This window comes from Geobacillus sp. CCR, assembly GCF_052906625.1.
The window spans coordinates 24,438-46,642 of the sequence record NZ_JBREBQ010000022.1 but is presented as its reverse complement, the minus strand read 5'-3'; the positions used below and the strand labels follow the sequence as shown (position 1 = coordinate 46,642).

At 51.7% G+C, this 22,205-nt stretch carries 34 protein-coding genes; all 34 read right to left on the bottom strand.

The genetic code is table 11. The features are described from left to right. Positions 1 to 110: 110 nt before the first annotated feature. Positions 111 to 500 carry a 30S ribosomal protein S11 gene (gene rpsK / locus ACVBDQ_RS12215; protein WP_011229644.1) on the bottom strand — a complete coding sequence of 130 codons (390 nt, stop codon included), beginning with the start codon at positions 498 to 500 and terminating at the stop codon, positions 111 to 113. A gap of 25 nt (positions 501 to 525) precedes the next feature. Next, a complete protein-coding gene (gene rpsM / locus ACVBDQ_RS12210) occupies positions 526 to 891 on the bottom strand; it encodes a 30S ribosomal protein S13 (RefSeq protein WP_008881920.1) in 366 nt (121 codons plus the stop codon). A 20-nt stretch (positions 892 to 911) separates the two neighbouring features. After that, a complete protein-coding gene (gene rpmJ / locus ACVBDQ_RS12205) occupies positions 912 to 1,025 on the bottom strand; it encodes a 50S ribosomal protein L36 (protein WP_011229643.1) in 114 nt (37 codons plus the stop codon). Positions 1,026 to 1,061: 36 nt separating this feature from the next. Next, complete coding sequence (gene infA / locus ACVBDQ_RS12200) at positions 1,062 to 1,280, bottom strand: translation initiation factor IF-1 (RefSeq protein ID WP_011229642.1); 219 nt, start codon at positions 1,278 to 1,280, stop codon at positions 1,062 to 1,064. A gap of 95 nt (positions 1,281 to 1,375) precedes the next feature. Next, the gene (map, locus tag ACVBDQ_RS12195; RefSeq protein WP_011229641.1) at positions 1,376 to 2,143 is read right to left on the bottom strand and encodes a type I methionyl aminopeptidase; all 768 of its coding nucleotides are present in this window, start codon (positions 2,141 to 2,143) and stop codon (positions 1,376 to 1,378) included. Next, a complete protein-coding gene (locus ACVBDQ_RS12190; RefSeq protein ID WP_013143983.1) occupies positions 2,140 to 2,793 on the bottom strand; it encodes an adenylate kinase in 654 nt (217 codons plus the stop codon). The genes map and ACVBDQ_RS12190 overlap by 4 nt, the downstream gene beginning before the upstream one ends. Before the next feature lie 43 nt (positions 2,794 to 2,836). Then, complete coding sequence (gene secY, locus ACVBDQ_RS12185; RefSeq protein WP_021322060.1) at positions 2,837 to 4,129, bottom strand: preprotein translocase subunit SecY; 1,293 nt, start codon at positions 4,127 to 4,129, stop codon at positions 2,837 to 2,839. Then, positions 4,129 to 4,569: a 50S ribosomal protein L15 gene (rplO, locus tag ACVBDQ_RS12180; protein WP_011229638.1), complete on the bottom strand. Its 441-nt coding sequence runs from the start codon at positions 4,567 to 4,569 to the stop codon at positions 4,129 to 4,131. Before rplO ends, secY begins: the two co-directional genes overlap by 1 nt. A gap of 24 nt (positions 4,570 to 4,593) precedes the next feature. Then, entirely contained in the window at positions 4,594 to 4,782 is a 189-nt protein-coding gene (rpmD, locus tag ACVBDQ_RS12175) for a 50S ribosomal protein L30 (RefSeq protein ID WP_014194602.1), read from the bottom strand. Between the two features lie 13 nt (positions 4,783 to 4,795). Next, positions 4,796 to 5,296, bottom strand: coding sequence for a 30S ribosomal protein S5 (gene rpsE, locus ACVBDQ_RS12170; protein ID WP_011229636.1), 501 nt, complete (start codon positions 5,294 to 5,296; stop codon positions 4,796 to 4,798). Between the two features lie 19 nt (positions 5,297 to 5,315). After that, positions 5,316 to 5,678: a 50S ribosomal protein L18 gene (gene rplR, locus ACVBDQ_RS12165; protein WP_068895421.1), complete on the bottom strand. Its 363-nt coding sequence runs from the start codon at positions 5,676 to 5,678 to the stop codon at positions 5,316 to 5,318. 33 nt (positions 5,679 to 5,711) lie between these two features. Then, positions 5,712 to 6,248 (bottom strand): 50S ribosomal protein L6, encoded by a 537-nt coding sequence (gene rplF, locus ACVBDQ_RS12160; RefSeq protein WP_011229634.1) that lies wholly within the window; start codon positions 6,246 to 6,248, stop codon positions 5,712 to 5,714. Positions 6,249 to 6,280: 32 nt separating this feature from the next. Further along, on the bottom strand, positions 6,281 to 6,679 hold the full coding sequence (gene rpsH, locus ACVBDQ_RS12155; RefSeq protein ID WP_012820490.1) for a 30S ribosomal protein S8: 399 nt from the start codon (positions 6,677 to 6,679) through the stop codon (positions 6,281 to 6,283). A 33-nt stretch (positions 6,680 to 6,712) separates the two neighbouring features. Further along, complete coding sequence (locus ACVBDQ_RS12150) at positions 6,713 to 6,898, bottom strand: type Z 30S ribosomal protein S14 (protein WP_003247599.1); 186 nt, start codon at positions 6,896 to 6,898, stop codon at positions 6,713 to 6,715. Positions 6,899 to 6,927: 29 nt separating this feature from the next. Beyond that, positions 6,928 to 7,467 (bottom strand): 50S ribosomal protein L5, encoded by a 540-nt coding sequence (gene rplE, locus ACVBDQ_RS12145; protein WP_011229632.1) that lies wholly within the window; start codon positions 7,465 to 7,467, stop codon positions 6,928 to 6,930. A 27-nt stretch (positions 7,468 to 7,494) separates the two neighbouring features. Then, positions 7,495 to 7,806: a 50S ribosomal protein L24 gene (rplX, locus tag ACVBDQ_RS12140; RefSeq protein WP_011229631.1), complete on the bottom strand. Its 312-nt coding sequence runs from the start codon at positions 7,804 to 7,806 to the stop codon at positions 7,495 to 7,497. Between the two features lie 36 nt (positions 7,807 to 7,842). After that, the gene (gene rplN / locus ACVBDQ_RS12135; RefSeq protein ID WP_011229630.1) at positions 7,843 to 8,211 is read right to left on the bottom strand and encodes a 50S ribosomal protein L14; all 369 of its coding nucleotides are present in this window, start codon (positions 8,209 to 8,211) and stop codon (positions 7,843 to 7,845) included. A gap of 49 nt (positions 8,212 to 8,260) precedes the next feature. Next, positions 8,261 to 8,524 (bottom strand): 30S ribosomal protein S17, encoded by a 264-nt coding sequence (gene rpsQ / locus ACVBDQ_RS12130; protein ID WP_011229629.1) that lies wholly within the window; start codon positions 8,522 to 8,524, stop codon positions 8,261 to 8,263. 24 nt (positions 8,525 to 8,548) lie between these two features. Next, positions 8,549 to 8,749, bottom strand: a complete 201-nt coding sequence (rpmC, locus tag ACVBDQ_RS12125) for a 50S ribosomal protein L29 (RefSeq protein ID WP_011229628.1) — start codon at positions 8,747 to 8,749, stop codon at positions 8,549 to 8,551. After that, positions 8,749 to 9,174 carry a 50S ribosomal protein L16 gene (rplP, locus tag ACVBDQ_RS12120; RefSeq protein WP_011229627.1) on the bottom strand — a complete coding sequence of 142 codons (426 nt, stop codon included), beginning with the start codon at positions 9,172 to 9,174 and terminating at the stop codon, positions 8,749 to 8,751. Before rplP ends, rpmC begins: the two co-directional genes overlap by 1 nt. Positions 9,175 to 9,176: 2 nt before the next feature. Further along, positions 9,177 to 9,833, bottom strand: coding sequence for a 30S ribosomal protein S3 (gene rpsC / locus ACVBDQ_RS12115; RefSeq protein WP_011229626.1), 657 nt, complete (start codon positions 9,831 to 9,833; stop codon positions 9,177 to 9,179). 3 nt (positions 9,834 to 9,836) lie between these two features. Next, entirely contained in the window at positions 9,837 to 10,178 is a 342-nt protein-coding gene (rplV, locus tag ACVBDQ_RS12110; RefSeq protein WP_011229625.1) for a 50S ribosomal protein L22, read from the bottom strand. 18 nt (positions 10,179 to 10,196) lie between these two features. Continuing rightward, positions 10,197 to 10,475 carry a 30S ribosomal protein S19 gene (rpsS, locus tag ACVBDQ_RS12105; RefSeq protein WP_011229624.1) on the bottom strand — a complete coding sequence of 93 codons (279 nt, stop codon included), beginning with the start codon at positions 10,473 to 10,475 and terminating at the stop codon, positions 10,197 to 10,199. Positions 10,476 to 10,508: 33 nt separating this feature from the next. After that, on the bottom strand, positions 10,509 to 11,339 hold the full coding sequence (rplB, locus tag ACVBDQ_RS12100; protein WP_011229623.1) for a 50S ribosomal protein L2: 831 nt from the start codon (positions 11,337 to 11,339) through the stop codon (positions 10,509 to 10,511). 27 nt (positions 11,340 to 11,366) lie between these two features. Then, on the bottom strand, positions 11,367 to 11,654 hold the full coding sequence (rplW, locus tag ACVBDQ_RS12095) for a 50S ribosomal protein L23 (RefSeq protein WP_011229622.1): 288 nt from the start codon (positions 11,652 to 11,654) through the stop codon (positions 11,367 to 11,369). Next, positions 11,654 to 12,277 carry a 50S ribosomal protein L4 gene (gene rplD / locus ACVBDQ_RS12090; RefSeq protein WP_011229621.1) on the bottom strand — a complete coding sequence of 208 codons (624 nt, stop codon included), beginning with the start codon at positions 12,275 to 12,277 and terminating at the stop codon, positions 11,654 to 11,656. The genes rplW and rplD overlap by 1 nt, the downstream gene beginning before the upstream one ends. Positions 12,278 to 12,306: 29 nt before the next feature. Next, complete coding sequence (rplC, locus tag ACVBDQ_RS12085) at positions 12,307 to 12,948, bottom strand: 50S ribosomal protein L3 (RefSeq protein WP_011229620.1); 642 nt, start codon at positions 12,946 to 12,948, stop codon at positions 12,307 to 12,309. A 20-nt stretch (positions 12,949 to 12,968) separates the two neighbouring features. After that, complete coding sequence (rpsJ, locus tag ACVBDQ_RS12080; RefSeq protein WP_008881945.1) at positions 12,969 to 13,277, bottom strand: 30S ribosomal protein S10; 309 nt, start codon at positions 13,275 to 13,277, stop codon at positions 12,969 to 12,971. 296 nt (positions 13,278 to 13,573) lie between these two features. Further along, positions 13,574 to 14,761, bottom strand: a complete 1,188-nt coding sequence (gene tuf / locus ACVBDQ_RS12075; RefSeq protein ID WP_011229619.1) for an elongation factor Tu — start codon at positions 14,759 to 14,761, stop codon at positions 13,574 to 13,576. A 128-nt stretch (positions 14,762 to 14,889) separates the two neighbouring features. Next, complete coding sequence (fusA, locus tag ACVBDQ_RS12070; protein ID WP_021322059.1) at positions 14,890 to 16,968, bottom strand: elongation factor G; 2,079 nt, start codon at positions 16,966 to 16,968, stop codon at positions 14,890 to 14,892. A 180-nt stretch (positions 16,969 to 17,148) separates the two neighbouring features. Beyond that, positions 17,149 to 17,619 (bottom strand): 30S ribosomal protein S7, encoded by a 471-nt coding sequence (gene rpsG / locus ACVBDQ_RS12065; RefSeq protein ID WP_011229617.1) that lies wholly within the window; start codon positions 17,617 to 17,619, stop codon positions 17,149 to 17,151. A 39-nt stretch (positions 17,620 to 17,658) separates the two neighbouring features. Then, entirely contained in the window at positions 17,659 to 18,081 is a 423-nt protein-coding gene (gene rpsL / locus ACVBDQ_RS12060) for a 30S ribosomal protein S12 (protein ID WP_011229616.1), read from the bottom strand. 96 nt (positions 18,082 to 18,177) lie between these two features. Then, positions 18,178 to 18,426 (bottom strand): 50S ribosomal protein L7ae-like protein, encoded by a 249-nt coding sequence (locus tag ACVBDQ_RS12055; RefSeq protein WP_011229615.1) that lies wholly within the window; start codon positions 18,424 to 18,426, stop codon positions 18,178 to 18,180. A gap of 134 nt (positions 18,427 to 18,560) precedes the next feature. Then, on the bottom strand, positions 18,561 to 22,160 hold the full coding sequence (rpoC, locus tag ACVBDQ_RS12050; protein ID WP_021322058.1) for a DNA-directed RNA polymerase subunit beta': 3,600 nt from the start codon (positions 22,158 to 22,160) through the stop codon (positions 18,561 to 18,563). Between the last annotated feature and the right edge of the window lie 45 nt (positions 22,161 to 22,205).

Here is a 22,205-nt window from a genome sequence, read left to right as displayed (position 1 = left end):
AAACGGTACACGCCTAACAACATTCCCCCATGAATCTCTCTTTATGCTTGCCTGCCATGGTCTTTATCATATCCCATTATTGACAATGGTGCAAATTCTATACAGGGGCGTTACACACGGCGACGTTTTGGCGGACGGCATCCATTGTGCGGGATTGGAGTGACGTCTTTGATCGCCGTAATTTCCAACCCGGCTGCTTGCAATGCACGGATCGCTGCCTCGCGGCCAGCCCCCGGACCTTTGACGTTCACTTCGACCGTTTTCATGCCATGCTCCATCGACGCTTTCGCTGCTGCTTCAGCCGCCATTTGCGCCGCAAACGGCGTTGATTTGCGCGAACCTTTGAACCCCAGCGAACCAGCGCTCGCCCAAGCAATGGCGTTGCCATGAACATCCGTAATCGTCACGATCGTGTTGTTGAACGTTGAACGGATATGGGCGATGCCTGTATCAATATTTTTTCTTACCCGGCGTTTACGAGTGTTTGTTCTGCGTGCCATTCGTCAAATGACCTCCTTTGCGTGATTATTTTTTCTTGTTCGCTACCGTGCGGCGCGGACCTTTGCGCGTGCGGGCATTGTTTTTCGTGTTTTGGCCGCGAACCGGCAATCCGCGGCGATGGCGAAGACCACGATAGCAGCCGATCTCCATCAACCGTTTAATATTTAACGATACTTCACGCCGCAAATCGCCTTCCACTTTTAAGCGGCCGACGATTTCACGAATGCGGCCAAGCTCTTCTTCCGTTAAGTCGCGAACGCGTGTGTCTTCCGATACGCCGGCTTCTTTTAAGATTTTTTGTGCTGTCGGTTTGCCGATCCCATAAATGTATGTTAACGAAATGACTACCCGTTTATCACGCGGAATATCGACACCTGCAATGCGTGCCATATGATACACCTCCTTGAAAATTACCCTTGGCGTTGTTTATGCTTCGGATTTTCACAAATGATCATAACTTTGCCGCGTCTGCGAATAACTTTGCACTTTTCGCAAATCGGTTTGACAGATGGTCTTACTTTCATGTTGTTTACCTCCCTAATTGAACGGAGTGCATTCCTTTATTTATATCGATACGTGATCCGTCCACGCGTCAAATCATACGGCGACAGCTCCACCGTCACCCGGTCGCCAGGCAAAATGCGAATGAAATGCATGCGGATCTTGCCGGATACATGAGCCAACACCGTGTGCCCATTTTCTAATTCTACACGAAACATCGCATTTGGCAATGTTTCGATGACGGTGCCTTCCACTTCAATTACATCATCTTTCGCCATCGAGCGGCTCTCCCTCCTTCGAATGAGTAACATTGTGTTACGCAAAACCGAACGTGATATCCATGATGATCGAGAAGACGTTTACCCCTTCCCACTTATGAAGTGGGAGACTCATTTCCACAATGTGTTAAAATTTCGCAGCCATCTTCTGTAATGACAATCGTATGTTCGAAATGGGCGCACCGTTTTCCATCGGCCGTGACGACGGTCCAATCGTCGGCCAACGTTTTCACGTAACGGCTGCCGGCATTGACCATCGGTTCGATGCACAGCGCCATCCCTGGCCGCAAAATCGGGCCTTTGTTCGGCGGCCCATAATGTGGGATTTGTGGGTCTTCATGTAAGTGTTGACCAATTCCATGCCCGACATACTCGCGAACAACGGAAAAGTGATGCGCTTCGACATACGTTTGAATCGCATGGGAGATGTTCGTTAAACGAGCACCCGGTTTTGCCTCGGCGAGCCCGACGTACAGCGATTGCTCTGTCACGTCAAGCAACCGTTTCGTCTCGGCGTCGATCTCCCCGACCGGATACGTCCAGGCCGAGTCGGCGTGATAGCCTTCATACTGCGCGCCGACATCGATCGTAATAATATCGCCTTCCCGCAATGCGCGGCTGCTGGGAATCCCGTGCACAAGCTCTTCATTCACCGAGGCGCAAATGCTCCCTGGAAACCCTTGATACCCTTTAAACGACGGAATGGCGCCATGGGAACGAATCACTTCCTCCGCGATGGCGTCCAGTTCCTTTGTTGTGATCCCGGGACGAATGTGCTTTTGCAATTCTTTCAATGTAAGGGAAACGATTTTTCCCGCCTCGCGCATCAAAGCAATTTCCTGCGCGGTTTTGCAACGAATCATCGAGCAAGTCCCCCGAGCACTTCACAAATATCAGCAAACACCTTTTCCATTTCCTGTTCGCCGTTAATGTGGCGCAAATAGCCTTTTTGCTCGTAAAAATCGAGGAGCGGCTTCATTTGTTTCATATTCACCTCAAGCCGATTGGCCACCGTTGCTTCATTATCATCGGGGCGCTGGTACAGATCGCCACCGCATTTATCGCATACGCCCGGTTTCGCCGGCGGATGAAAAACGAGATGGTACGTTGCTCCGCAGTTGCGGCAAATACGTCTGCCGGTCAGGCGCTCCATTAAGACCTCTTGGCGAACGTCGATATGGATGACATAGTCAAGCTTGCGCCCGATTTCCGAAAGCAACGTTTCAAGCGCTTCTGCTTGGGCGACCGTGCGCGGGAATCCATCGAGCAAAAAACCATTTTGGCAATCCTCTTTGCTCAGCCGTTCGCGGACGATGCCGATCGTCACCTCATCCGGCACAAGATCGCCGCGGTCCATATACTGCTTTGCCTGCAACCCTAACGGCGTCCCTTCTTTGATCGCCGCTCGAAACATATCTCCCGTTGAAATATGCGGAATTCCGTAAGCCTCGACAATTTTCCCGGCCTGCGTGCCTTTGCCGGCACCCGGCAGCCCCATCAGCACTAAATTCATCCTAACTCCCCCTATCGGCAAGGGACGTCCGTTCTTGCCTTCTTTATTTGATGAATCCACGGTAATGGCGTTTCACCAGCTGGCTCTCAAGCTGTTTCATCGTCTCAAGCGCCACGCCGACGACAATAAGCAAGCTCGTACCGCCGATTCGTGCGGAAGACGGCAAGTTGGCAAAGTTCACAAAGAACACCGGCAGCACAGCGACAACCGCCAAAAAGATTGATCCGACCAGCGTCAGCCGGTATAAAATTCTCGTCACGTACTCTTGTGTGTTTTTCCCAGGGCGAATACCTGGGATGTAGCCGCCTTGTTTTTTCAAGTTGTCCGCCATCTGCTCCGGATTGACTTGAACAAACGCATAAAAGTACGTAAACGCGATGATGAGCACGACGTAAATGATCATCCCAACCGGGTGCGTATAATCAAACGTTCGGCGAATCCACAATGTTACATCATTCGTGCCAAAAAACGATGCAATGGTCGGTGGTGCAATCAAAAACGATACAGCGAAAATGACCGGAATGACTCCCGCTGGGTTCACTTTGAGCGGCAAATGAGTCGAGTGGCCGCCCACCGGGCTTCGGCCCTCAAGCCGCTTCGCGTATTGAATCGGAATTTTCCGGAACGCCTGCTGGATGTAAATGACACCAACGATGACGGCAACGACCGCCAACGCCACAAGCAGGAGCCGGACGATGCGCAAAAACACATCTTCCCCGACATTTTCAAACTGTTGGGCGTAAATTTGGTTCAAGACCGTCGGAATGCCTGAGACAATCCCGGCGAAAATAATGATCGAAATGCCATTGCCCACGCCTTTCGCGGTGATCTGTTCGCCGAGCCACATTAAAAATGCGGTGCCGGCCGTCAAGACGACCGCGATCAGCAAATACGTGCCGATGCCCGGATTTCGAATGAGCATCCCGCCGGCTAAATTGTTGAAGCCGTACGACATGCCAAGCGCTTGGATAAACCCGAGCACGACCGTGAAATAGCGGGTAAACTGAGCTAATTTACGCCGGCCAACCTCGCCTTGCTTCGACCACTCCGTAAATTTTGGAACGACGTCCATTTGCAGCAGCTGGACGATAATCGACGCGGTGATGTAGGGCATAACCCCCATGGCAAAAATTGAAAAGTTTTGCAGCGCCCCGCCGCCGAAAATGTTCAGGACGCCGAATGCATTCAATTCATCTTGCAGTTTTAACACATCCGCGTTCACGCCTGGAACAGGGATGAACGTTCCAATGCGGAACACGATCAACATAAGAAGAGTGAAAATAATTTTGTTTCGAATATCACTGACGCGCATAAAGTTGGAGATTGTCCGAAACATTAAATCACCTCAGTTTTACCGCCAGCCGCCTCAATGGCCTCTTTCGCCGATGCCGAGAACTTATGCGCTTTGACCGTCAGCTTTTTCTCGATTTGGCCTTTGCCCAAAATTTTCACACCCGATTTCAACTTGCTGATGACGCCCGTCTCAAGAAGCAATTCCGGCGTCACTTCCGTTCCGTCTTCAAAACGATTCAGTTTTTCCAGATTCACAACAGCATACTCTTTCCGATTGATGTTCGTAAATCCTCGTTTCGGCAAACGGCGGAACAGCGGAGTTTGACCGCCTTCAAACCCAAGACGAACTCCTCCACCCGAGCGGGCATTTTGACCTTTTTGACCGCGGCCGGACGTTTTGCCGTTGCCCGAACCGATCCCGCGGCCGACGCGCACAGCTTTCTTTCGAGATCCCGGCGCTGGTTGCAATTCATGAAGTTTCATGGCAAAGCACCTCCTTATGATTCATTATTCTTCAATTTCTTTGACTTTGACAAGGTGGGCCACTTTGTTGATCATCCCGCGGATTGCAGGATTGTCATTGTGGACGACCGTTTGGTGCATTTTTCGCAGGCCGAGCGTTCTGACGGTAACGCGTTGGTCTTCCGGACGGCCAATCACGCTGCGCGTGAGGGTAATCGCCAGTTTTTTTGCCATGATCGTTCCCTCCTTATCCTAACAGTTCCTCGACTGTTTTGCCGCGCAATCTCGCTACGTCTTCGGCGCGTTTTAATTGTTTCAGTCCATCAAACGTTGCGCGCACCATGTTGATTGGCGTGTTTGAACCGATCGATTTCGACAAGATGTCGCTGATGCCCGCCAGCTCTAATACAGCACGCGCCGGACCCCCAGCGATGACCCCGGTACCTTCGGAAGCGGGTTTCAAAATGATTTCCCCGGCACCGAAATGGCCGATGACTTCATGCGGAATCGTTGTGCCGACGATCGGCACTTCAATTAAGTTTTTCTTCGCATCTTCAATCGCTTTGCGGATCGCTTCTGGAACCTCTTGTGCTTTTCCGGTGCCAAATCCGACATGGCCGTTTTTATCGCCGACGACGACGAGAGCTGAAAAGCGCAGGCGACGTCCGCCTTTTACGACTTTTGCTACACGGTTGACCGCGACTACACGCTCTTCCAATTCAAGTTTGTTTGGATCGATACGACGCATCGTTGTCCCTCCTTTGTAATTAGAATTCCAAGCCGGCTTCGCGGGCGGCGTCTGCCAATGCTTTTACCCGTCCGTGATATAAATACCCGCCACGGTCGAACACGACTTTTTTAATGCCTTTTTCCAATGCACGTTTGGCGACAAGTTCGCCGACTTTTTTCGCTGCCTCAATGTTGTTCGTCGAATCTAAGCCAAACTCTTTGTCCAACGTCGAGGCGCTGACGATCGTTGACGATTGTGTATCATCGATAATTTGCGCGTAAATATGTTTATTTGAACGGAACACGCTCAACCGCGGACGTTCAGCCGTGCCGAAGATTTTTTTGCGGATGCGCGCGTGTCTTTTCTTCCGAACCGCGTTTCGGTCCACTTTCGTGATCATCGAATGTCACTCCTTTCGCTTCGCTATGCCGCGTTATTTACCAGTTTTGCCTTCTTTCAGGCGCACAAGCTCACCTTCGTAGCGGATGCCTTTGCCTTTATACGGCTCTGGCGGACGAACCGCGCGAATGTTGGCGGCCAGTTCGCCGACGCGCTGTTTGTCTGCCCCTTTGACGATGATTTTCGTTTGGGATGGCACTTCAATTTCAAGCCCTTCTTCCGGCTCAATTTCTACCGGATGAGAATAACCGACGCTCAATACAAGCTTTTTCCCTTGTTTCGACGCCCGGTACCCGACACCAACGAGTTCGAGCGCTTTTTCATAACCTTTCGAAACGCCTTCGACCATGTTGGCAAGCAAGCTGCGCGTCGTGCCATGGAGCGCGCGATGATGTTTTTCATCGCTTGGACGCGTAACCGTGATGACATTGCCCTCAACCGTGATCGTCATATCTGGATGGAACGTGCGGGTCAGCTCCCCTTTCGGCCCTTTGACCGTAACCGTGTTGCCGTTGACCGTAACGGTGACACCGGCAGGAATTTCAATTGGTTTTTTGCCGACACGTGACATGTCAAAAACACCTCCATTCTTGAGCAGATAGATTACCAAACGTAGGCGATTACTTCGCCGCCCGTGCCTTTTTGCCGTGCTTCTTTGTCTGTTAAGATGCCCTGCGATGTCGAAAGAATCGCGATCCCTAAGCCGTTCAGGACGCGCGGCACTTCATGGGCTTTGACGTAAACGCGCAACCCCGGTTTGCTGATGCGTTTCAGCCCGGTAATGACACGTTCGTTGTTCGGACCGTATTTCAAGAAGATGCGGAGAATGCCTTGTTTGTTGTCTTCGATATATTCATAATCACGAATAAACCCTTCGCGCTTTAAAATTTCCGCGATTTCCCGCTTGATTTTCGAAGCCGGGACTTCGAGCTTTTCGTGACGCACCATATTCGCATTGCGGATGCGAGTCAGCATATCAGCAATTGGATCTGTCATCACCATTATGTTTTACCTCCTTCCCAATCAATGGGTTGATTACCAGCTGGCTTTTTTGATGCCTGGAAGTTGACCTTTGTATGCGAGCTCACGGAAACAAATACGGCACAATTTGAATTTTCGATAGACCGAGTGCGGGCGGCCGCAGCGCTCGCAACGGGTGTACGCTCTCACTTTAAACTTCGGCGTCCGTTTTTGTTTCGCGATCATCGATTTTTTAGCCACGATTTCGCCTCCCTTGCGTTATGGGATCATTATTTTTGGAATGGCATGCCGAGCAACGCCAGCAGTTCACGAGCTTCTTCATCCGTGTTGGCCGTTGTGACGATCACGATGTCCATGCCGCGCACTTTGTTCACTTTATCGTAGTCAATCTCAGGGAAAATGAGCTGTTCTTTAATGCCGAGCGTATAGTTGCCGCGGCCGTCAAACGACTTTTTCGATACGCCGCGGAAGTCGCGCACGCGCGGAAGCGAGACCGAAATCAACTTATCGAGAAACTCATACATCCGTTCGCCGCGCAGCGTCACTTTCGCACCGATCGGCATCCCTTGGCGAAGACGGAAGCCGGCGATCGATTTTTTCGCACGCGTTACCACCGGACGCTGACCGGCGATCAGCGTCAGCTCTTCAACGGCGCTGTCTAATGCTTTCGGGTTTTGCACCGCATCGCCGACACCCATGTTGATGACGATTTTTTCGATTTTTGGCACTTGCATGATCGATTTATAGTTGAACTTGCTCATGAGAGCAGGTACGACTTCGTTTAAATACTTCTCTTTCAGGCGGTTCATAAAAGTACCTCCCTTCCTGCGTCACGGTTATTTATCCAAAATCTCGCCGGATTTTTTCGCATAGCGCACTTTTTTGCCATCGACAATTTTATAGCCGATGCGCGTCGGTTCACCCGTTTTCGGGTCGAGCGGCATGACTTTCGAAACGTGGATCGGCGCTTCCTTCTCAATGATGCCGCCTTGCGGGTTCGCTTGCGACGGTTTCGCATGCTTTTTCACAATATTGACGCCCTCGACGATGACGCGGTTTTTCTTCGGAAACGCCGCTAGAATGACGCCTTGCTTGCCTTTGTCTTTGCCGGAGATTACTTGCACTTTATCGCCTTTTTTTACATGCATCGCATTCGCACCTCCTTGAAACGCTGTTCCGTTCCATTAAATAACTTCCGGAGCTAAAGAAATGATTTTCATGAAGTCTTTATCGCGCAATTCACGGGCAACCGGTCCGAAAATCCGCGTGCCGCGCGGGCTTTTGTCATCACGGATGATGACGCAGGCGTTTTCGTCAAAGCGGATGTACGAGCCGTCCGGACGGCGCACCCCGCGTTTCGTACGAACAACAACTGCTTTCACGACTTGACCTTTTTTAACAACGCCACCTGGTGTCGCATCTTTGACCGTCGCCACAACGACGTCGCCGATGTTCGCATAGCGGCGACCCGAGCCTCCGAGCACTTTAATGACAAGCACTTCGCGTGCACCAGAGTTATCAGCTACTTTCAAGCGAGATTCTTGTTGAATCATCGACGAAACCTCCTTTCGGAATTATCTCTCCGAACTAAGTGAAGAACGATTACAGAACAACCGCTTTTTCGATGACTTCCACTAAGCGGAAGCGTTTTGTGGCCGACAGCGGGCGAGTTTCCATAATTTTCACGATATCGCCGACTTTAGCGATGTTATGTTCATCATGCGCCTTATATTTTTTCGAATATTTCACGCGTTTGCCGTACAGCGGATGTTTTTTGTACGTTTCGACCAACACGGTGATCGTTTTGTCCATTTTGTCCGATACAACCCGCCCGACGTACACTTTGCGTTGATTGCGTTGGCTCATTCCACAAACCTCCTCTCAAACACATTATTTATTGGCAGCGAGCTCACGTTCGCGAATAATCGTTTTCATGCGGGCGATGTCTTTGCGCACTTGGCGGATGCGCGCCGTGTTTTCCAATTGACCTGTGGCCAGTTGGAAGCGAAGGTTGAACAATTCTTCCTTCAACGCTTTAATTTTTTGTTCGATCTCGGCAGTGGTCAACTCACGGATTTCTTTCGCTTTCATTACGCTTCACCACCAGTTTCTTCACGTTTTACAAATTTGCATTTGATCGGAAGTTTGTGAGAAGCGAGACGCAATGCTTCACGTGCCACTTCCTCAGAAACACCGCCCACTTCAAACATCACTTTGCCTGGTTTGACAACGGCGACCCAGCCTTCCGGCGCCCCTTTACCAGAACCCATCCGCACTTCAAGCGGTTTTGCCGTATACGGTTTGGATGGGAAAATGCGGATCCATACCTTCCCGCCCCGTCTCATGTAACGGGTCATCGCCCGACGGGCTGCTTCGATTTGCCGGTTCGTAATCCAAGCTGATTCTAATGCTTGCAACCCAAATTCACCGAAATGAACTTCCGTGCCGCCTTTCGCCCGGCCTTTCATCCGTCCGCGATGTTCACGGCGATATTTGACGCGTTTTGGCATTAACATGATTATTTTCCTCCTTCCTCAGCTTTTTTCTTGGTCGGAAGGACTTCTCCACGATAAATCCATACTTTCACGCCGATTTTTCCGTACGTCGTATCGGCTTCTGCTGTTCCATAGTCAATGTCAGCGCGCAGCGTATGGAGTGGAACCGTCCCTTCGCTGTAATGCTCCGAACGAGCGATGTCAGCCCCGCCCAAACGGCCGGATACCATCGTTTTGATCCCTTTCGCCCCAGCGCGCATCGCACGTTGGATCGCTTGTTTTTGCGCCCGGCGGAACGATACGCGGTTTTCAAGCTGACGAGCGATATTTTCAGCAACAAGACGTGCATCCAAGTCCGGTTTTTTGATTTCTACAATGTTGATATGGACGCGTTTACCGGTCAATTGCGCGAGCGCTTTGCGGAGCGCTTCCACTTCCGAACCGCCTTTCCCGATGACCATGCCCGGTTTGGCGGTATGGATCGTTACGTTGACGCGGTTGGCTGCCCGTTCAATCTCCACGCGGGAGACGGCCGCGTCTTGCAGGCGTTTGCTAATGTATTCACGGATTTTCAAGTCTTCGTGCAACAGATCTGCATAGTCTTTTTCCGCATACCATCTCGATTCCCAGTCACGAATGATGCCGATGCGCAGACCGATCGGGTTGACCTTTTGACCCACGGATTATCCCTCCTTCTTTTCTGAAACGACGATCGTAATATGGCTTGTGCGTTTGTTAATGGCGCTTGCCCGTCCCATGGCGCGCGGACGGAACCGTTTCAGCGTCGGGCCTTCGTCGACATACGCTTGAGTAATGACCAAGTTGTTGACGTCCATGTCATAGTTGTGTTCAGCGTTGGCGACTGCTGATTTCAACACTTTCTCAATGATCGGGGAAGCTGCTTTTGGTGTATGGCGCAAAATAGCGAACGCTTCGCCCACTTCTTTCCCGCGAATCAAGTCAATGACTAAGCGCGCTTTACGAGGAGCGATGCGAACGGTTCTTGCAACAGCTTTGGCTTGCATATCTAGAACCTCCTCTCATTACCGTTTCGTTTTCTTGTCATCGCCAGCATGGCCGCGGAACGTGCGCGTCGGCGCAAATTCGCCGAGTTTGTGCCCGACCATGTCTTCCGTGATGTAGACCGGAACATGTTTGCGGCCATCGTACACCGCGATCGTATGCCCAACAAACTGCGGGAAGATCGTCGAACGGCGAGACCACGTTTTGATCACTTGTTTTTGCCCTGTTGCATTCAGTTTTTCGATTTTTTTCATCAAATGCTCATCGCAAAACGGACCTTTTTTCAAGCTGCGACCCATAAGTGAACCTCCCTTCTGAATTGCGCTCGTTCATTATTTCTTGCGGCGACGGATGATGAATTTATCCGATTTGTTTTTCTTTTTGCGTGTTTTGTATCCAAGCGTCGGTTTGCCCCATGGTGTCATCGGCGATTTGCGTCCGATTGGCGCTTTCCCTTCACCACCGCCGTGCGGATGGTCAACCGGGTTCATAACCGAACCGCGAACTGTCGGGCGAATTCCCAACCAGCGGGCGCGTCCTGCTTTCCCGATGTTGACAAGTTCGTGTTGCTCGTTGCCGACTTCACCAACCGTTGCACGGCATTTGCCTAAAATCATGCGCACTTCGCCGGAAGCCAAACGAACGATGACGTATTTTCCTTCTTTCCCAAGCACTTGCGCCGACGTACCAGCTGCACGCACCAATTGTCCGCCGCGGCCCGGTTTCAGCTCAATGTTGTGGACGAGCGTACCGACTGGGATGTTCTCAAGCGGAAGCGCATTGCCGATTTTAATGTCCGCATCCGGACCGGACATGATTTCCATGCCGACTTTCAAGTTTTTCGGCGCGATAATGTAGCGTTTTTCACCGTCTGCATAGTTGATAAGCGCGATATTGGCAGAACGGTTCGGATCGTATTCAATCGTAGCAACGCGTCCTGGAATTCCGTCTTTGTCGCGTTTAAAGTCGATAATCCGATATTGGCGTTTATGGCCGCCGCCTTGATGGCGCACCGTAATTTTCCCTTGATTGTTGCGGCCCGCCTTTTTCTTTAACGGAGCAAGCAGCGATTTTTCCGGCTGATCCGTCGTAATTTCCGAGAAATCAAGCACCGTCATGCCGCGACGGCCGTTCGATGTCGGTTTGTACTTCTTGATCGCCATCGGAATGTCCCTCCTTCATCGTTTATGTTACACTTCAAACAGTTCGATCTCTTTGCTGTCCGGCGTCAGCGTGACGATCGCTTTGCGGCGGCGGTTCGTATAGCCGCTGTAGCGGCCGACGCGTTTAAATTTCCCTTTATAGTTCATGATGTTCACTTTGGCTACTTTAACGCCAAAAATTTTCTCGACGGCGTCTTTCACTTCCGTCTTGTTCGCTTTGACGTCGACCTCAAACGTATATTTTTTTTGCCCGATCAAATTCATTGTATTTTCCGTGATGATGGGGCGCTTAATAATGTCGCGGGGGTCTTTCATTATGCAAGCACCTCCTCTACTTTCTCCACGGCCGCCTTCGTAATGACGAGTTTGTCATGGTTGAGCACATCGAGCACATTGATGCCGTTGGCTGCCACCACTTTGACGCCTGGAATGTTGCGCGCCGACAGATATACATTCTCATTCAGCTCGTCGGTCACAATGAGTGCTTTCCGATCCACTGAGAGATTGTTTAAAATTTTGACCATTTCCTTCGTCTTCGGTGCTTCAAGCGACAATTGATCCAATACAACGATGTCGTTTTCGAGCACTTTCGAAGACAATGCCGATTTGATCGCTAAACGGCGAACTTTTTTCGGAAGTTTGTAGCTGTAGCTGCGCGGAACTGGACCAAAGACCGTACCGCCGCCGCGCCATTGCGGAGCGCGAATCGAACCTTGACGGGCGCGTCCTGTCCCTTTTTGGCGCCATGGCTTGCGGCCGCCGCCGCTCACTTCAGCGCGGTTTTTCGTTTTATGCGTTCCTTGACGCATCGAGGCGCGTTGCATAATCACTGCTTCAAACAACACATGCTTATTCGGTTCAATCCCAAAAACGGCGTCGTTCAACTCGATTTCGCCGACCGTCTGACCGTTTTGGTTGTATAATGCTACTTTTGGCATTACGTAGTTCCTCCTTTCTTGGCCGGATGTTATTTCGCCTTCTTCGCCGCTTTCACGGCGCTTTTGACGATGACTAAGCCTTTTCTCGGACCCGGCACATTGCCTTTAATGAGCAGCAAGTTGCGCTCCGGATCCACTTTCACGATTTTCAAGTTTTGGATCGTCACGCGCTCACCGCCCATGCGGCCCGGCAAGTTTTTCGTTTTGAAAACGCGGTTTGGCGCGATGGACCCCATCGAACCCGGACGGCGATGATAACGGGAACCGTGAGCCATTGGTCCGCGTGATTGACCGTGGCGTTTGATCGCCCCTTGGAAACCTTTCCCTTTCGAAATGCCCGTGACATCGACAATTTCGCCTTCGCTGAAAATGTCAACTTTCACTTCTTGGCCAACTTCATATTCATCGATGTTGGCGCCGCGGATTTCACGAATGAAGCGCTTAGGTGCCGTGTTAGCTTTGGCAGCATGGCCAATTTGCGGTTTATTGGCGCGTTTTTCGCTAATATCTTCAAAACCTAATTGGATCGCTTCGTAACCGTCGTTTTCGATCGTTTTCTTTTGCAGGACGACGTTCGGCGTCGCATGGATGACGGTTACCGGAATCAAATCGCCATTTTCCGCAAATATTTGCGTCATACCGATCTTTCTTCCTAAGATTCCTTTCGTCATGTGTCACACCTCCCAGTCGATCAAAGTTTAATTTCAATATCAACGCCCGACGGCAAATCGAGACGCATTAACGAATCAACCGTTTGCGGAGTCGGGTTGATGATGTCGATCAAACGTTTATGCGTCCGCATTTCGAATTGTTCACGGGAGTCTTTGTACTTATGAACGGCGCGCAAGATCGTATACACCGTTCTTTCCGTCGGCAGCGGGATCGGCCCCGACACTTTTGCCCCGGAACGTTTTGCGGTTTCCACAATTTTCTCCGCCGATTGGTCTAAAATTCGATGATCGTAAGCTTTTAAACGAATGCGAATTTTTTCTTTTGCCATTTGGTTTCCCTCCTTCTTCGCCTATTTTGAAAATAGACTTCTCCACGGAAATTTCCTGCACACCGCCGTGGCAAAGCGGCCGGGTGTGTCAGCAACCTTCCGCTTCATCGCAGTCAAAGACCAACATTTGATATTATACTGGTATGTAAGCAAGATTGCAAGTGATTTCTTTGCTTTTCCCACACTTCTTCTATTATACATAGCCGCCATCCCGTTTTCAACACAGCCGCCAATCTGACGGTCAAGATGGCATCAAAAAAAGGATGTCCATTGCTGGACACCCTTTTTTGCCGTGATTACTCGATGATTTCCGATACAGAGCCAGCGCCGACCGTACGGCCGCCTTCGCGGATTGAGAATTTCGTACCTTCTTCGATCGCGATCGGGGCGATCAGTTCCACCGTCATTTCAACGTTGTCGCCAGGCATAACCATTTCGACGCCTTCCGGAAGCGTGATAATGCCCGTTACGTCCGTCGTACGGAAGTAGAATTGCGGACGGTAGTTCGAGAAGAACGGAGTATGGCGTCCGCCTTCTTCTTTCGTCAGGACGTATACTTGCGCTTTGAATTTCGTGTGCGGCGTGATCGAACCAGGTTTCGCCAATACTTGGCCGCGCTCGACTTCATCACGAGATACGCCGCGGAGAAGCGCACCGATGTTGTCGCCAGCTTCCGCTTGATCGAGAAGTTTGCGGAACATTTCTACACCCGTAACGGTCGTCGTTTTCGGCTCATCCGACAAACCGATGATTTCAACCGGGTCGCCAACTTTCAACGTACCGCGTTCAACACGGCCTGTTGCAACCGTACCGCGGCCCGTGATCGAGAAGACGTCCTCGATTGGCATCATGAACGGTTTGTCCACTTCACGTTGCGGCGTCGGGATGTATTCGTCAACCGCATTCATCAGTTCAATGATTTTTTCTTCCCATTGCGGGTCGCCTTCAAGCGCTTTTAATGCCGAACCTTTGATGACCGGCACTTCATCGCCTGGGAAGTCGTATTCAGAGAGAAGATCGCGAACTTCCATTTCAACAAGTTCAAGCAATTCTTCGTCGTCCACCATGTCGCATTTGTTCAAGAATACAACGATGTACGGAACACCGACTTGGCGGGAGAGAAGAATGTGTTCGCGCGTTTGCGGCATCGGACCGTCAGCCGCCGAGACAACAAGGATCGCGCCGTCCATTTGCGCCGCGCCCGTGATCATGTTTTTGACGTAGTCAGCGTGGCCCGGGCAGTCAACGTGCGCATAGTGGCGAGCATCTGTTTCATACTCGACGTGCGCCGTCGAAATCGTAATCCCGCGTTCACGCTCTTCCGGAGCAGCGTCGATTTGGTCGTACGCTTTTGCTTCGGCTTTCCCTTGTTTCGCCAAAACCGTCGTGATCGCAGCTGTCAACGTCGTTTTCCCGTGGTCAACGTGGCCGATCGTGCCAATGTTGACGTGCGGTTTCGTGCGCTCAAATTTCGCTTTAGCCATGAGAGATATCCTCCTTAAAAGTAAGATATGAATTTATATGGTTGGGTAAGTATAGGATGCTTGGGAACAAAATGTTCCCAAGTCTTACTTACATAAGTATTTATAGCGAAACTAGCAAGAGAAATCAATTATTCGCCTTTATTTTTTTTGATAATTTCATCGGCGATGTTTTTCGGAACTTCTTCATAGTGGTCAAACACCATCGAGAACGTTCCGCGTCCTTGCGTGTTCGAACGGAGCGATGTCGCATAACCGAACATTTCAGCCAACGGCACCATCGCCCGGACGACTTGGGCGTTGCCGCGCGCTTCCATCCCCTCGATGCGGCCGCGACGGGACGTGATGTCGCCCATGATGTCACCGAGGTACTCTTCAGGGATGACGACTTCGACTTTCATGATCGGTTCCAAAAGAACCGGATCGCACTTCGTCGCGGCGTTTTTCAATGCCAAGGAAGCAGCGATTTTGAATGCCATTTCGCTCGAGTCGACATCGTGGTACGATCCGTCAAACAGTTTCGCTTTAATGTCGACAACCGGATAGCCGGCTAAGACGCCGTTTTGCATCGCTTCTTCCAATCCAGCTTGGACGGCCGGCACATACTCTTTCGGAACAACCCCACCGACGATGGCGTTCTCGAATTCGAAGCCTTTGCCGCGCTCGTTCGGCGAGAATTCGATCCAAACGTGGCCGTATTGACCGCGGCCGCCGGATTGACGGATGAATTTGCCTTCGACTTGCGCCGATTTGCGGAACGTTTCGCGGTAGGCAACTTGCGGCGCCCCGACGTTCGCTTCGACTTTGAACTCGCGGCGCATCCGGTCGACGATGATGTCAAGATGCAACTCGCCCATTCCGGAGATGATCGTTTGTCCCGTTTCCGGGTCGGTGTGAGCGCGGAAAGTCGGGTCTTCTTCTTGCAATTTTTGCAGCGCTTGGCTCATTTTGTCTTGATCGGCTTTCGACTTCGGCTCGATTGCCACCGAAATGACCGGTTCTGGGAATTGCATCGACTCTAAAATGACAGGATGCTTCTCATCACATAGAGTATCACCGGTCGTCGTATCTTTTAAACCTACCGCTGCGGCAATATCACCGGCATAGACTTTCGAAATTTCTTGACGGTGGTTCGCGTGCATTTGCAACAAGCGGCCGATCCGTTCGCGCTTCCCTTTGGTCGTGTTCATCACATATGAACCGGAATCAAGCGTTCCAGAGTAGACGCGAATAAACGTCAATTTCCCGACATACGGGTCAGTCATGATTTTAAATGCCAAAGCGGCAAACGGAGCGTCATCGCTTGCTTCACGTGTCACTTCTTCTTCGGTATCCGGAACGACGCCGCGAATCGCCGGGATGTCAACCGGAGACGGCAAGTAGTCGACAACGCCGTCAAGAAGCAGCTGAACACCTTTGTTTTTGAATGCCGAACCGCAGAAGACCGGGAAGAATTCAACGCTGATCGTCGCTTTGCGGATCGCGGCCTTCAGCTCTTCCGTCGTGATTTCTTCCCCTTCCAAATATTTCATCATTAATTCTTCGTCCAGCTCAGCGACCGCCTCAATCAGCTTGTTATGGTACTCTTCTGCCATATCGCGGTATTCTTCCGGAATGTCAATGCGCTCAATGTTTTTGCCAAGCTCATCATGGTAATGGTACGCGCACATTTCAACCAAGTCGATAATGCCGGAGAATTGATCTTCAGCGCCGATCGGCAGTTGCACCGGATGGGCATTTGCTTGCAGGCGGTCATGGAGCGTTTTCACCGAATACAAGAAATCGGCGCCGATTTTATCCATTTTGTTGACGAACACGATCCGTGGGACGCCATATGTCGTCGCTTGGCGCCAAACGGTTTCCGTTTGCGGTTCAACACCCGATTGCGCGTCTAAGACTGTGATGGCCCCGTCCAATACGCGCAACGAACGCTCAACCTCGACCGTAAAGTCGACGTGCCCCGGCGTGTCGATGATGTTGATGCGATGGCCTTTCCATTGCGCCGTTGTCGCCGCCGACGTGATCGTAATTCCGCGCTCTTGTTCTTGTTCCATCCAGTCCATCGTTGCCGCACCTTCATGCACTTCCCCGATTTTATGAACGCGGCCGGTATAGAACAAGATCCGTTCAGTCGTCGTCGTTTTCCCGGCGTCAATGTGCGCCATGATCCCTATGTTGCGAGTGTTTTCTAAGGAGAACTCTCTTGCCATAGTGGTTATTTTCTCCTTCCTTCAAATATGAAATATAAGTAGATGGCGCCGCCATCGATGGCGCAATCCCCTTGTCTTTGAAGTTGTCCCACGCGCGACCGGAAAGGCCGCAATATATAGGAAGATAGGTGAATAGGCAACCGCAGTGCCTCCTCACCTATTTCCTTTAGGCGACGCTCCTTACCAGCGGTAATGGGCAAACGCGCGGTTCGCTTCAGCCATTTTATGTGTATCTTCGCGTTTTTTCACCGCTGCACCCGTGTTGTTGGCAGCGTCCATAATTTCATTTGCCAAGCGCTCTTCCATCGTTTTTTCGTTGCGAAGACGTGCATATTGCACGAGCCAGCGCAAACCGAGAGAAACGCGGCGGTCCGGACGAACCTCGACCGGAACTTGGTAGTTCGCCCCACCAACGCGGCGAGCGCGCACTTCCAACACCGGCATAACGTTTTTCAACGCTTGCTCAAACACTTCCATTGGATCTTTACCCGTGCGCTCACGGATAATATCAAACGCGGTGTAAAGAATTTTTTGCGCTTTTGATTTTTTGCCGTCGATCATAATTTTATTGATCAAACGGGTAACAAGCTTCGAATTGTAAATTGGATCTGGCAGTACGTCACGTTTAGCAACAGGGCCTCTACGTGGCATAGTGTTTCCTCCCTTCAGGAAAACATTCTCTTCATTTCATTATTTTTTCGCTGCTTTTGGTTTTTTCGCGCCGTATTTCGAACGACCTTGCATCCGGTTCGCTACGCCTGCAGCATCCAGCGCCCCACGGATGATATGGTAGCGTACCCCCGGCAAGTCTTTGACACGTCCGCCGCGGATGAGCACAACGCTGTGTTCTTGCAAGTTATGGCCGATCCCCGGAATGTACGCCGTAACTTCAATCCCATTTGTCAAGCGGACACGGGCGTATTTCCGCAACGCCGAGTTCGGTTTTTTCGGCGTCATCGTGCCGACACGCGTGCAAACGCCGCGTTTTTGCGGAGACGACACATTCGTTTGCTCTTTTTTGAAGCTGTTATACCCTTTGTTCAACGCAGGGGATTTCGATTTAACGACTTTTTTCTCGCGTCCTTTGCGGACCAATTGGTTGATTGTAGGCATGAAAAGATCCTCCTTTCGCATGCATCGTTTAAGCCCACATATCCAGGTGGTTCATCGTTTATGCAAATAAAGGTTTTAGGGGGGAAAGGCAAAACGTTACCGAAGGATCGCCACCGCGGCCGCACCGACTTGGATTTTGCACGCCTTGCCAAGCTTTTTCATCGAATCGACTTTTGTGACCGGCACGTTTGCCTCATTGGCGGCGGCGGTCACTTTTTCGATGATCGGCAAGTCGGCATCCTCCGCCACGATCACTTCCGCTGCTTTCCCTTCCTTTAAAGCCCTTATCGTTTGTTTGGTTCCAATGACAATTTTTCCAGCCTGTAATACTTTTTCATAAGACATGTAACATATCCTCCAAAGTACCAGGTTGTTGGAACACCTTTATTAGACTACCATTTTCTTTGTCAATTGTCAACTGGATTTTTAATTAGATGATGGCCGGCCAAGGAGCGCCTTAGCCGGCCACTTGGTTCGCGTTATTTGGACGACACCGTGTCGCTAGCCGTTTCCTTTTTGACGGCCGGCTTCACTTTCCGGTAGCGGGCCATACCGGTTCCAGCCGGGACGAGTTTGCCGATAATGACGTTTTCCTTCAAGCCAAGCAGTTCATCACGTTTTCCTTTGATGGCCGCATCCGTCAAGACGCGCGTCGTTTCTTGGAACGAAGCAGCCGACAAGAACGAATCCGTCTCAAGCGACGCTTTCGTGATGCCGAGCAACACCTGGCGGGCCGTCGCCGGCCGTTTCCCTTCGCGAAGAGCTTTGGCGTTGACATCCGTAAACTGGTGGACATCCAACAGCGTGCCCGGCAGCACATCGGTGTCGCCGGCATCGATGACGCGCACTTTGCGCAGCATTTGCCGCACCATGACCTCGATATGCTTATCGCTGATTTCCACCCCTTGCATCCGGTACACTTTTTGCACTTCACGAAGCAAGTACTCTTGAACGGATGTAATATCGCGCACGCGCAACAACTGTTTCGGGTCGACCGAGCCTTCTGTCAGCTCTTGGCCGCGTTCGACGCGCTGACCTTCTTCGACTTTCAGCCGCGCGTTGTACGGCGCTACATACGTACGCGTTTCGACCTCGCTTTGCACGACGATTTCATATTGGTTGTCGCGCGTTTCATTAATCGAAATAACCGTGCCGTCGATTTCAGAAATGACCGCTTGCCCTTTCGGGTTGCGCGCTTCAAACAGCTCTTGCACCCGCGGCAAACCTTGAGTGATATCGTCGCCGGCGACGCCGCCTGTATGGAACGTCCGCATTGTCAGCTGCGTGCCCGGCTCGCCGATCGACTGAGCGGCGATAATGCCGACGGCTTCGCCAACTTCGACGTCCATGCCGGTCGCCATGTTGCGGCCGTAACATTTTTTGCAGACGCCATGGCGCGTGTTGCAGGCGAATACGGAGCGAATCCATACTTCCGTAATGCCGGCTTTAATGATCTCATTGGCGATATCTTCGGTGATCATCTCGTCTTTGCGGACGATCACTTCGCCCGTTTCCGGATGGCGCACCGTTTTGTGCGCATAGCGGCCGACAAGCCGCTCTTCAAGCTTGACGACAACTTCCGTGCCATCCGTCAGCGCCCGCGCCAAAATGCCGCGGTCGGTGCCGCAATCTTCTTCGCGGACGATGACGTCTTGGGCCACGTCGACAAGGCGGCGCGTGAGATAGCCTGAGTCGGCCGTTTTGAGCGCCGTATCCGCCAATCCTTTTCGCGCGCCGTGCGTCGAGATAAAGTATTCCAACACCGTCAAGCCTTCGCGGAACGACGACTTGATCGGCAGCTCAATGATCCGGCCGGCCGGGTTGGCCATCAAACCGCGCATCCCCGCAAGCTGCGTAAAGTTCGACGCGTTCCCGCGCGCTCCGGAATCGCTCATCATAAAGATCGGGTTGCGTTTATCAAGCGACTTCATCAACCGGTCTTGAATTTTGTCTTTCGCCGCGCTCCAGATGGAGATGACGCGCTCGTACCGCTCTTCGTCGGTAATCAACCCGCGGCGGAACTGCTTCAAAACCGTATCAACTTTCGCTTGCGCTTCATCCAAAATTTCTTGTTTTTCCGGCAGGACGACGATATCGGCCACGCCGATCGTGATGCCGGCCTTCGTCGAATATTGGAAGCCAAGGTCTTTCATGCGGTCGAGCATCTTCGATGTTTCGGTGATTTTGAACCGTTTGAACACTTCAGCGATAATTTGCCCGAGCACTTTTTTCTTAAACGGCGGCACGAGTTCGCGCTTGCGAATTTCTTCGCGCACGTTGACCCCTTTGTCAAGGAAGTACTTGTCCGGCGTCCGCCCTTCAATGTTTTCCGTCGTCGGCTCGTTGATGTACGGGAACGAATTCGGCAAAATTTCGTTGAAAATGAGCTTGCCGACGGTCGTTAAGAGCAACTTGTTGTTTTGCTCTTCGGTAAACGTTTCGTTTTTCAGCGAACCGGCATGAATGGCAATGCGCGAATGGAGATGGACGTAGCCGTTATGGTAAGCAAGCAGCGCCTCGTCCGTGTCTTTGAACACCATGCCTTCGCCGATGGCTCCCTCGCGCTCCATCGTCAAGTAGTAGTTGCCCAACACCATGTCTTGTGATGGTGTCACGACCGGCTTCCCATCTTTCGGGTTCAAAATGTTTTGCGCCGCCAACATCAACAAGCGCGCTTCGGCTTGCGCCTCAGCTGACAGTGGCACGTGCACCGCCATTTGGTCGCCGTCAAAGTCAGCGTTGTACGCCGTGCAAACAAGCGGATGAAGACGGATCGCCCGCCCTTCCACAAGCGTTGGTTCAAACGCCTGAATGCCGAGACGGTGCAGCGTCGGGGCGCGGTTTAACAGCACCGGATGTTCTTTAATGACATCTTCCAGCACATCCCATACTTCCGGATGGACGCGCTCGATTTTCCGTTTCGCGCTTTTAATGTTGTGCGCCAAGCCCCGCTCGACAAGCTCCTTCATAACAAACGGCTTGAACAACTCTAGCGCCATTTCTTTCGGCAAGCCGCATTGGTACATTTTCAAGTTCGGGCCGACGACGATGACGGAACGGCCGGAATAGTCCACGCGCTTGCCGAGCAAGTTTTGCCGGAAGCGGCCTTGCTTCCCTTTCAGCATATGAGAAAGCGATTTTAACGGACGGTTCCCCGGACCGGTCACCGGACGGCCGCGGCGGCCGTTATCGATCAAAGCATCAACCGCCTCTTGCAGCATTCGCTTCTCATTTTGGACGATAATGTTCGGCGCACCGAGATCAAGCAGCCGTTTCAGCCGGTTGTTGCGGTTGATGACGCGGCGGTACAAATCGTTCAAATCCGATGTTGCAAACCGCCCGCCGTCAAGCTGAACCATCGGGCGCAACTCCGGTGGAATGACCGGCAGTACATCAAGCACCATCCATGCCGGATCGTTCCCTGAACTGCGGAACGCTTCAAGCACTTCAAGCCGCTTAATGATGCGGGCGCGCCGTTGCCCTTGCGCTGTTTTCAGCTCTTCTTTCAGCGCGGCCACCTCTTTATCCAAATCAATGTCTTGGAGCAGCTTTTTGATCGCCTCCGCCCCCATCGACGCTTGGAACGATTGACCGTACTTCTCGCGATAGGCGCGGTATTCCTTTTCCGACAACAGCTGCTTTTTCTCAAGCGGCGTATCACCCGGGTCGGTGACGACATAGGATGCAAAATAAATGACCTCTTCGAGCGCCCGCGGCGACATGTCAAGAACCAATCCCATCCGGCTCGGGATGCCTTTGAAATACCAGATGTGCGAAACCGGGGCGGCGAGCTCAATATGGCCCATCCGTTCGCGGCGGACTTTCGAGCGCGTCACTTCGACGCCGCAGCGGTCGCAGACGACGCCTTTGTAGCGAACGCGTTTATATTTGCCGCAATGGCATTCCCAGTCTTTCGTCGGACCGAAAATGCGCTCGCAAAACAAGCCGTCTTTTTCCGGCTTTAACGTCCGATAGTTGATTGTCTCCGGCTTTTTGACTTCGCCATATGACCAAGAACGAATTTTCTCCGGGGAAGCGAGCCCAATTTTCATGTACTCAAACTTATTGACATCTAGCAAGGGGTATACCTCCCTTTTTGATCCGTCGGTTTTCCGTTCGCTCAA

What these genes read in the sequence shown, in the direction of transcription:
- rplN (WP_011229630.1), bottom strand. Translation starts at nt 8,211, where the DNA reads ATGATTCAACAAGAATCTCGCTTGAAAGTAGCTGATAACTCTGGTGCA.
- rpmD (WP_014194602.1), bottom strand. Translation starts at nt 4,782, where the DNA reads ATGGCAAAAAAACTGGCGATTACCCTCACGCGCAGCGTGATTGGCCGT.
- rplB (WP_011229623.1), bottom strand. Translation starts at nt 11,339, where the DNA reads ATGGCGATCAAGAAGTACAAACCGACATCGAACGGCCGTCGCGGCATG.
- rplC (WP_011229620.1), bottom strand. Translation starts at nt 12,948, where the DNA reads ATGACGAAAGGAATCTTAGGAAGAAAGATCGGTATGACGCAAATATTT.
- rplF (WP_011229634.1), bottom strand. Translation starts at nt 6,248, where the DNA reads ATGTCACGTGTCGGCAAAAAACCAATTGAAATTCCTGCCGGTGTCACC.
- rpmJ (WP_011229643.1), bottom strand. Translation starts at nt 1,025, where the DNA reads ATGAAAGTAAGACCATCTGTCAAACCGATTTGCGAAAAGTGCAAAGTT.
- rplX (WP_011229631.1), bottom strand. Translation starts at nt 7,806, where the DNA reads ATGCATGTAAAAAAAGGCGATAAAGTGCAAGTAATCTCCGGCAAAGAC.
- rplO (WP_011229638.1), bottom strand. Translation starts at nt 4,569, where the DNA reads ATGAAACTTCATGAATTGCAACCAGCGCCGGGATCTCGAAAGAAAGCT.
- rplV (WP_011229625.1), bottom strand. Translation starts at nt 10,178, where the DNA reads ATGCAAGCCAAAGCTGTTGCAAGAACCGTTCGCATCGCTCCTCGTAAA.
- rpsJ (WP_008881945.1), bottom strand. Translation starts at nt 13,277, where the DNA reads ATGGCAAAAGAAAAAATTCGCATTCGTTTAAAAGCTTACGATCATCGA.
- rpsE (WP_011229636.1), bottom strand. Translation starts at nt 5,296, where the DNA reads ATGCGTCGTATCGATCCAAACAAACTTGAATTGGAAGAGCGTGTAGTC.
- rpsS (WP_011229624.1), bottom strand. Translation starts at nt 10,475, where the DNA reads ATGGGTCGCAGCTTGAAAAAAGGTCCGTTTTGCGATGAGCATTTGATG.
- ACVBDQ_RS12190 (WP_013143983.1), bottom strand. Translation starts at nt 2,793, where the DNA reads ATGAATTTAGTGCTGATGGGGCTGCCGGGTGCCGGCAAAGGCACGCAG.
- rplE (WP_011229632.1), bottom strand. Translation starts at nt 7,467, where the DNA reads ATGAACCGCCTGAAAGAGAAGTATTTAAACGAAGTCGTACCTGCTCTC.
- rplR (WP_068895421.1), bottom strand. Translation starts at nt 5,678, where the DNA reads ATGATCACGAAAGTGGACCGAAACGCGGTTCGGAAGAAAAGACACGCG.
- rpsK (WP_011229644.1), bottom strand. Translation starts at nt 500, where the DNA reads ATGGCACGCAGAACAAACACTCGTAAACGCCGGGTAAGAAAAAATATT.
- rpsH (WP_012820490.1), bottom strand. Translation starts at nt 6,679, where the DNA reads ATGGTGATGACAGATCCAATTGCTGATATGCTGACTCGCATCCGCAAT.
- rplD (WP_011229621.1), bottom strand. Translation starts at nt 12,277, where the DNA reads ATGCCAAAAGTAGCATTATACAACCAAAACGGTCAGACGGTCGGCGAA.
- rplW (WP_011229622.1), bottom strand. Translation starts at nt 11,654, where the DNA reads ATGAAAGACCCCCGCGACATTATTAAGCGCCCCATCATCACGGAAAAT.
- ACVBDQ_RS12055 (WP_011229615.1), bottom strand. Translation starts at nt 18,426, where the DNA reads ATGTCTTATGAAAAAGTATTACAGGCTGGAAAAATTGTCATTGGAACC.
- infA (WP_011229642.1), bottom strand. Translation starts at nt 1,280, where the DNA reads ATGGCGAAAGATGATGTAATTGAAGTGGAAGGCACCGTCATCGAAACA.
- rpsM (WP_008881920.1), bottom strand. Translation starts at nt 891, where the DNA reads ATGGCACGCATTGCAGGTGTCGATATTCCGCGTGATAAACGGGTAGTC.
- rplP (WP_011229627.1), bottom strand. Translation starts at nt 9,174, where the DNA reads ATGTTAATGCCAAAACGCGTCAAATATCGCCGTGAACATCGCGGACGG.
- rpsG (WP_011229617.1), bottom strand. Translation starts at nt 17,619, where the DNA reads ATGCCACGTAGAGGCCCTGTTGCTAAACGTGACGTACTGCCAGATCCA.
- fusA (WP_021322059.1), bottom strand. Translation starts at nt 16,968, where the DNA reads ATGGCAAGAGAGTTCTCCTTAGAAAACACTCGCAACATAGGGATCATG.
- tuf (WP_011229619.1), bottom strand. Translation starts at nt 14,761, where the DNA reads ATGGCTAAAGCGAAATTTGAGCGCACGAAACCGCACGTCAACATTGGC.
- secY (WP_021322060.1), bottom strand. Translation starts at nt 4,129, where the DNA reads ATGTTTCGGACAATCTCCAACTTTATGCGCGTCAGTGATATTCGAAAC.
- rpmC (WP_011229628.1), bottom strand. Translation starts at nt 8,749, where the DNA reads ATGAAAGCGAAAGAAATCCGTGAGTTGACCACTGCCGAGATCGAACAA.
- rpsQ (WP_011229629.1), bottom strand. Translation starts at nt 8,524, where the DNA reads ATGAGCCAACGCAATCAACGCAAAGTGTACGTCGGGCGGGTTGTATCG.
- rpsL (WP_011229616.1), bottom strand. Translation starts at nt 18,081, where the DNA reads ATGCCTACAATCAACCAATTGGTCCGCAAAGGACGCGAGAAAAAAGTC.
- map (WP_011229641.1), bottom strand. Translation starts at nt 2,143, where the DNA reads ATGATTCGTTGCAAAACCGCGCAGGAAATTGCTTTGATGCGCGAGGCG.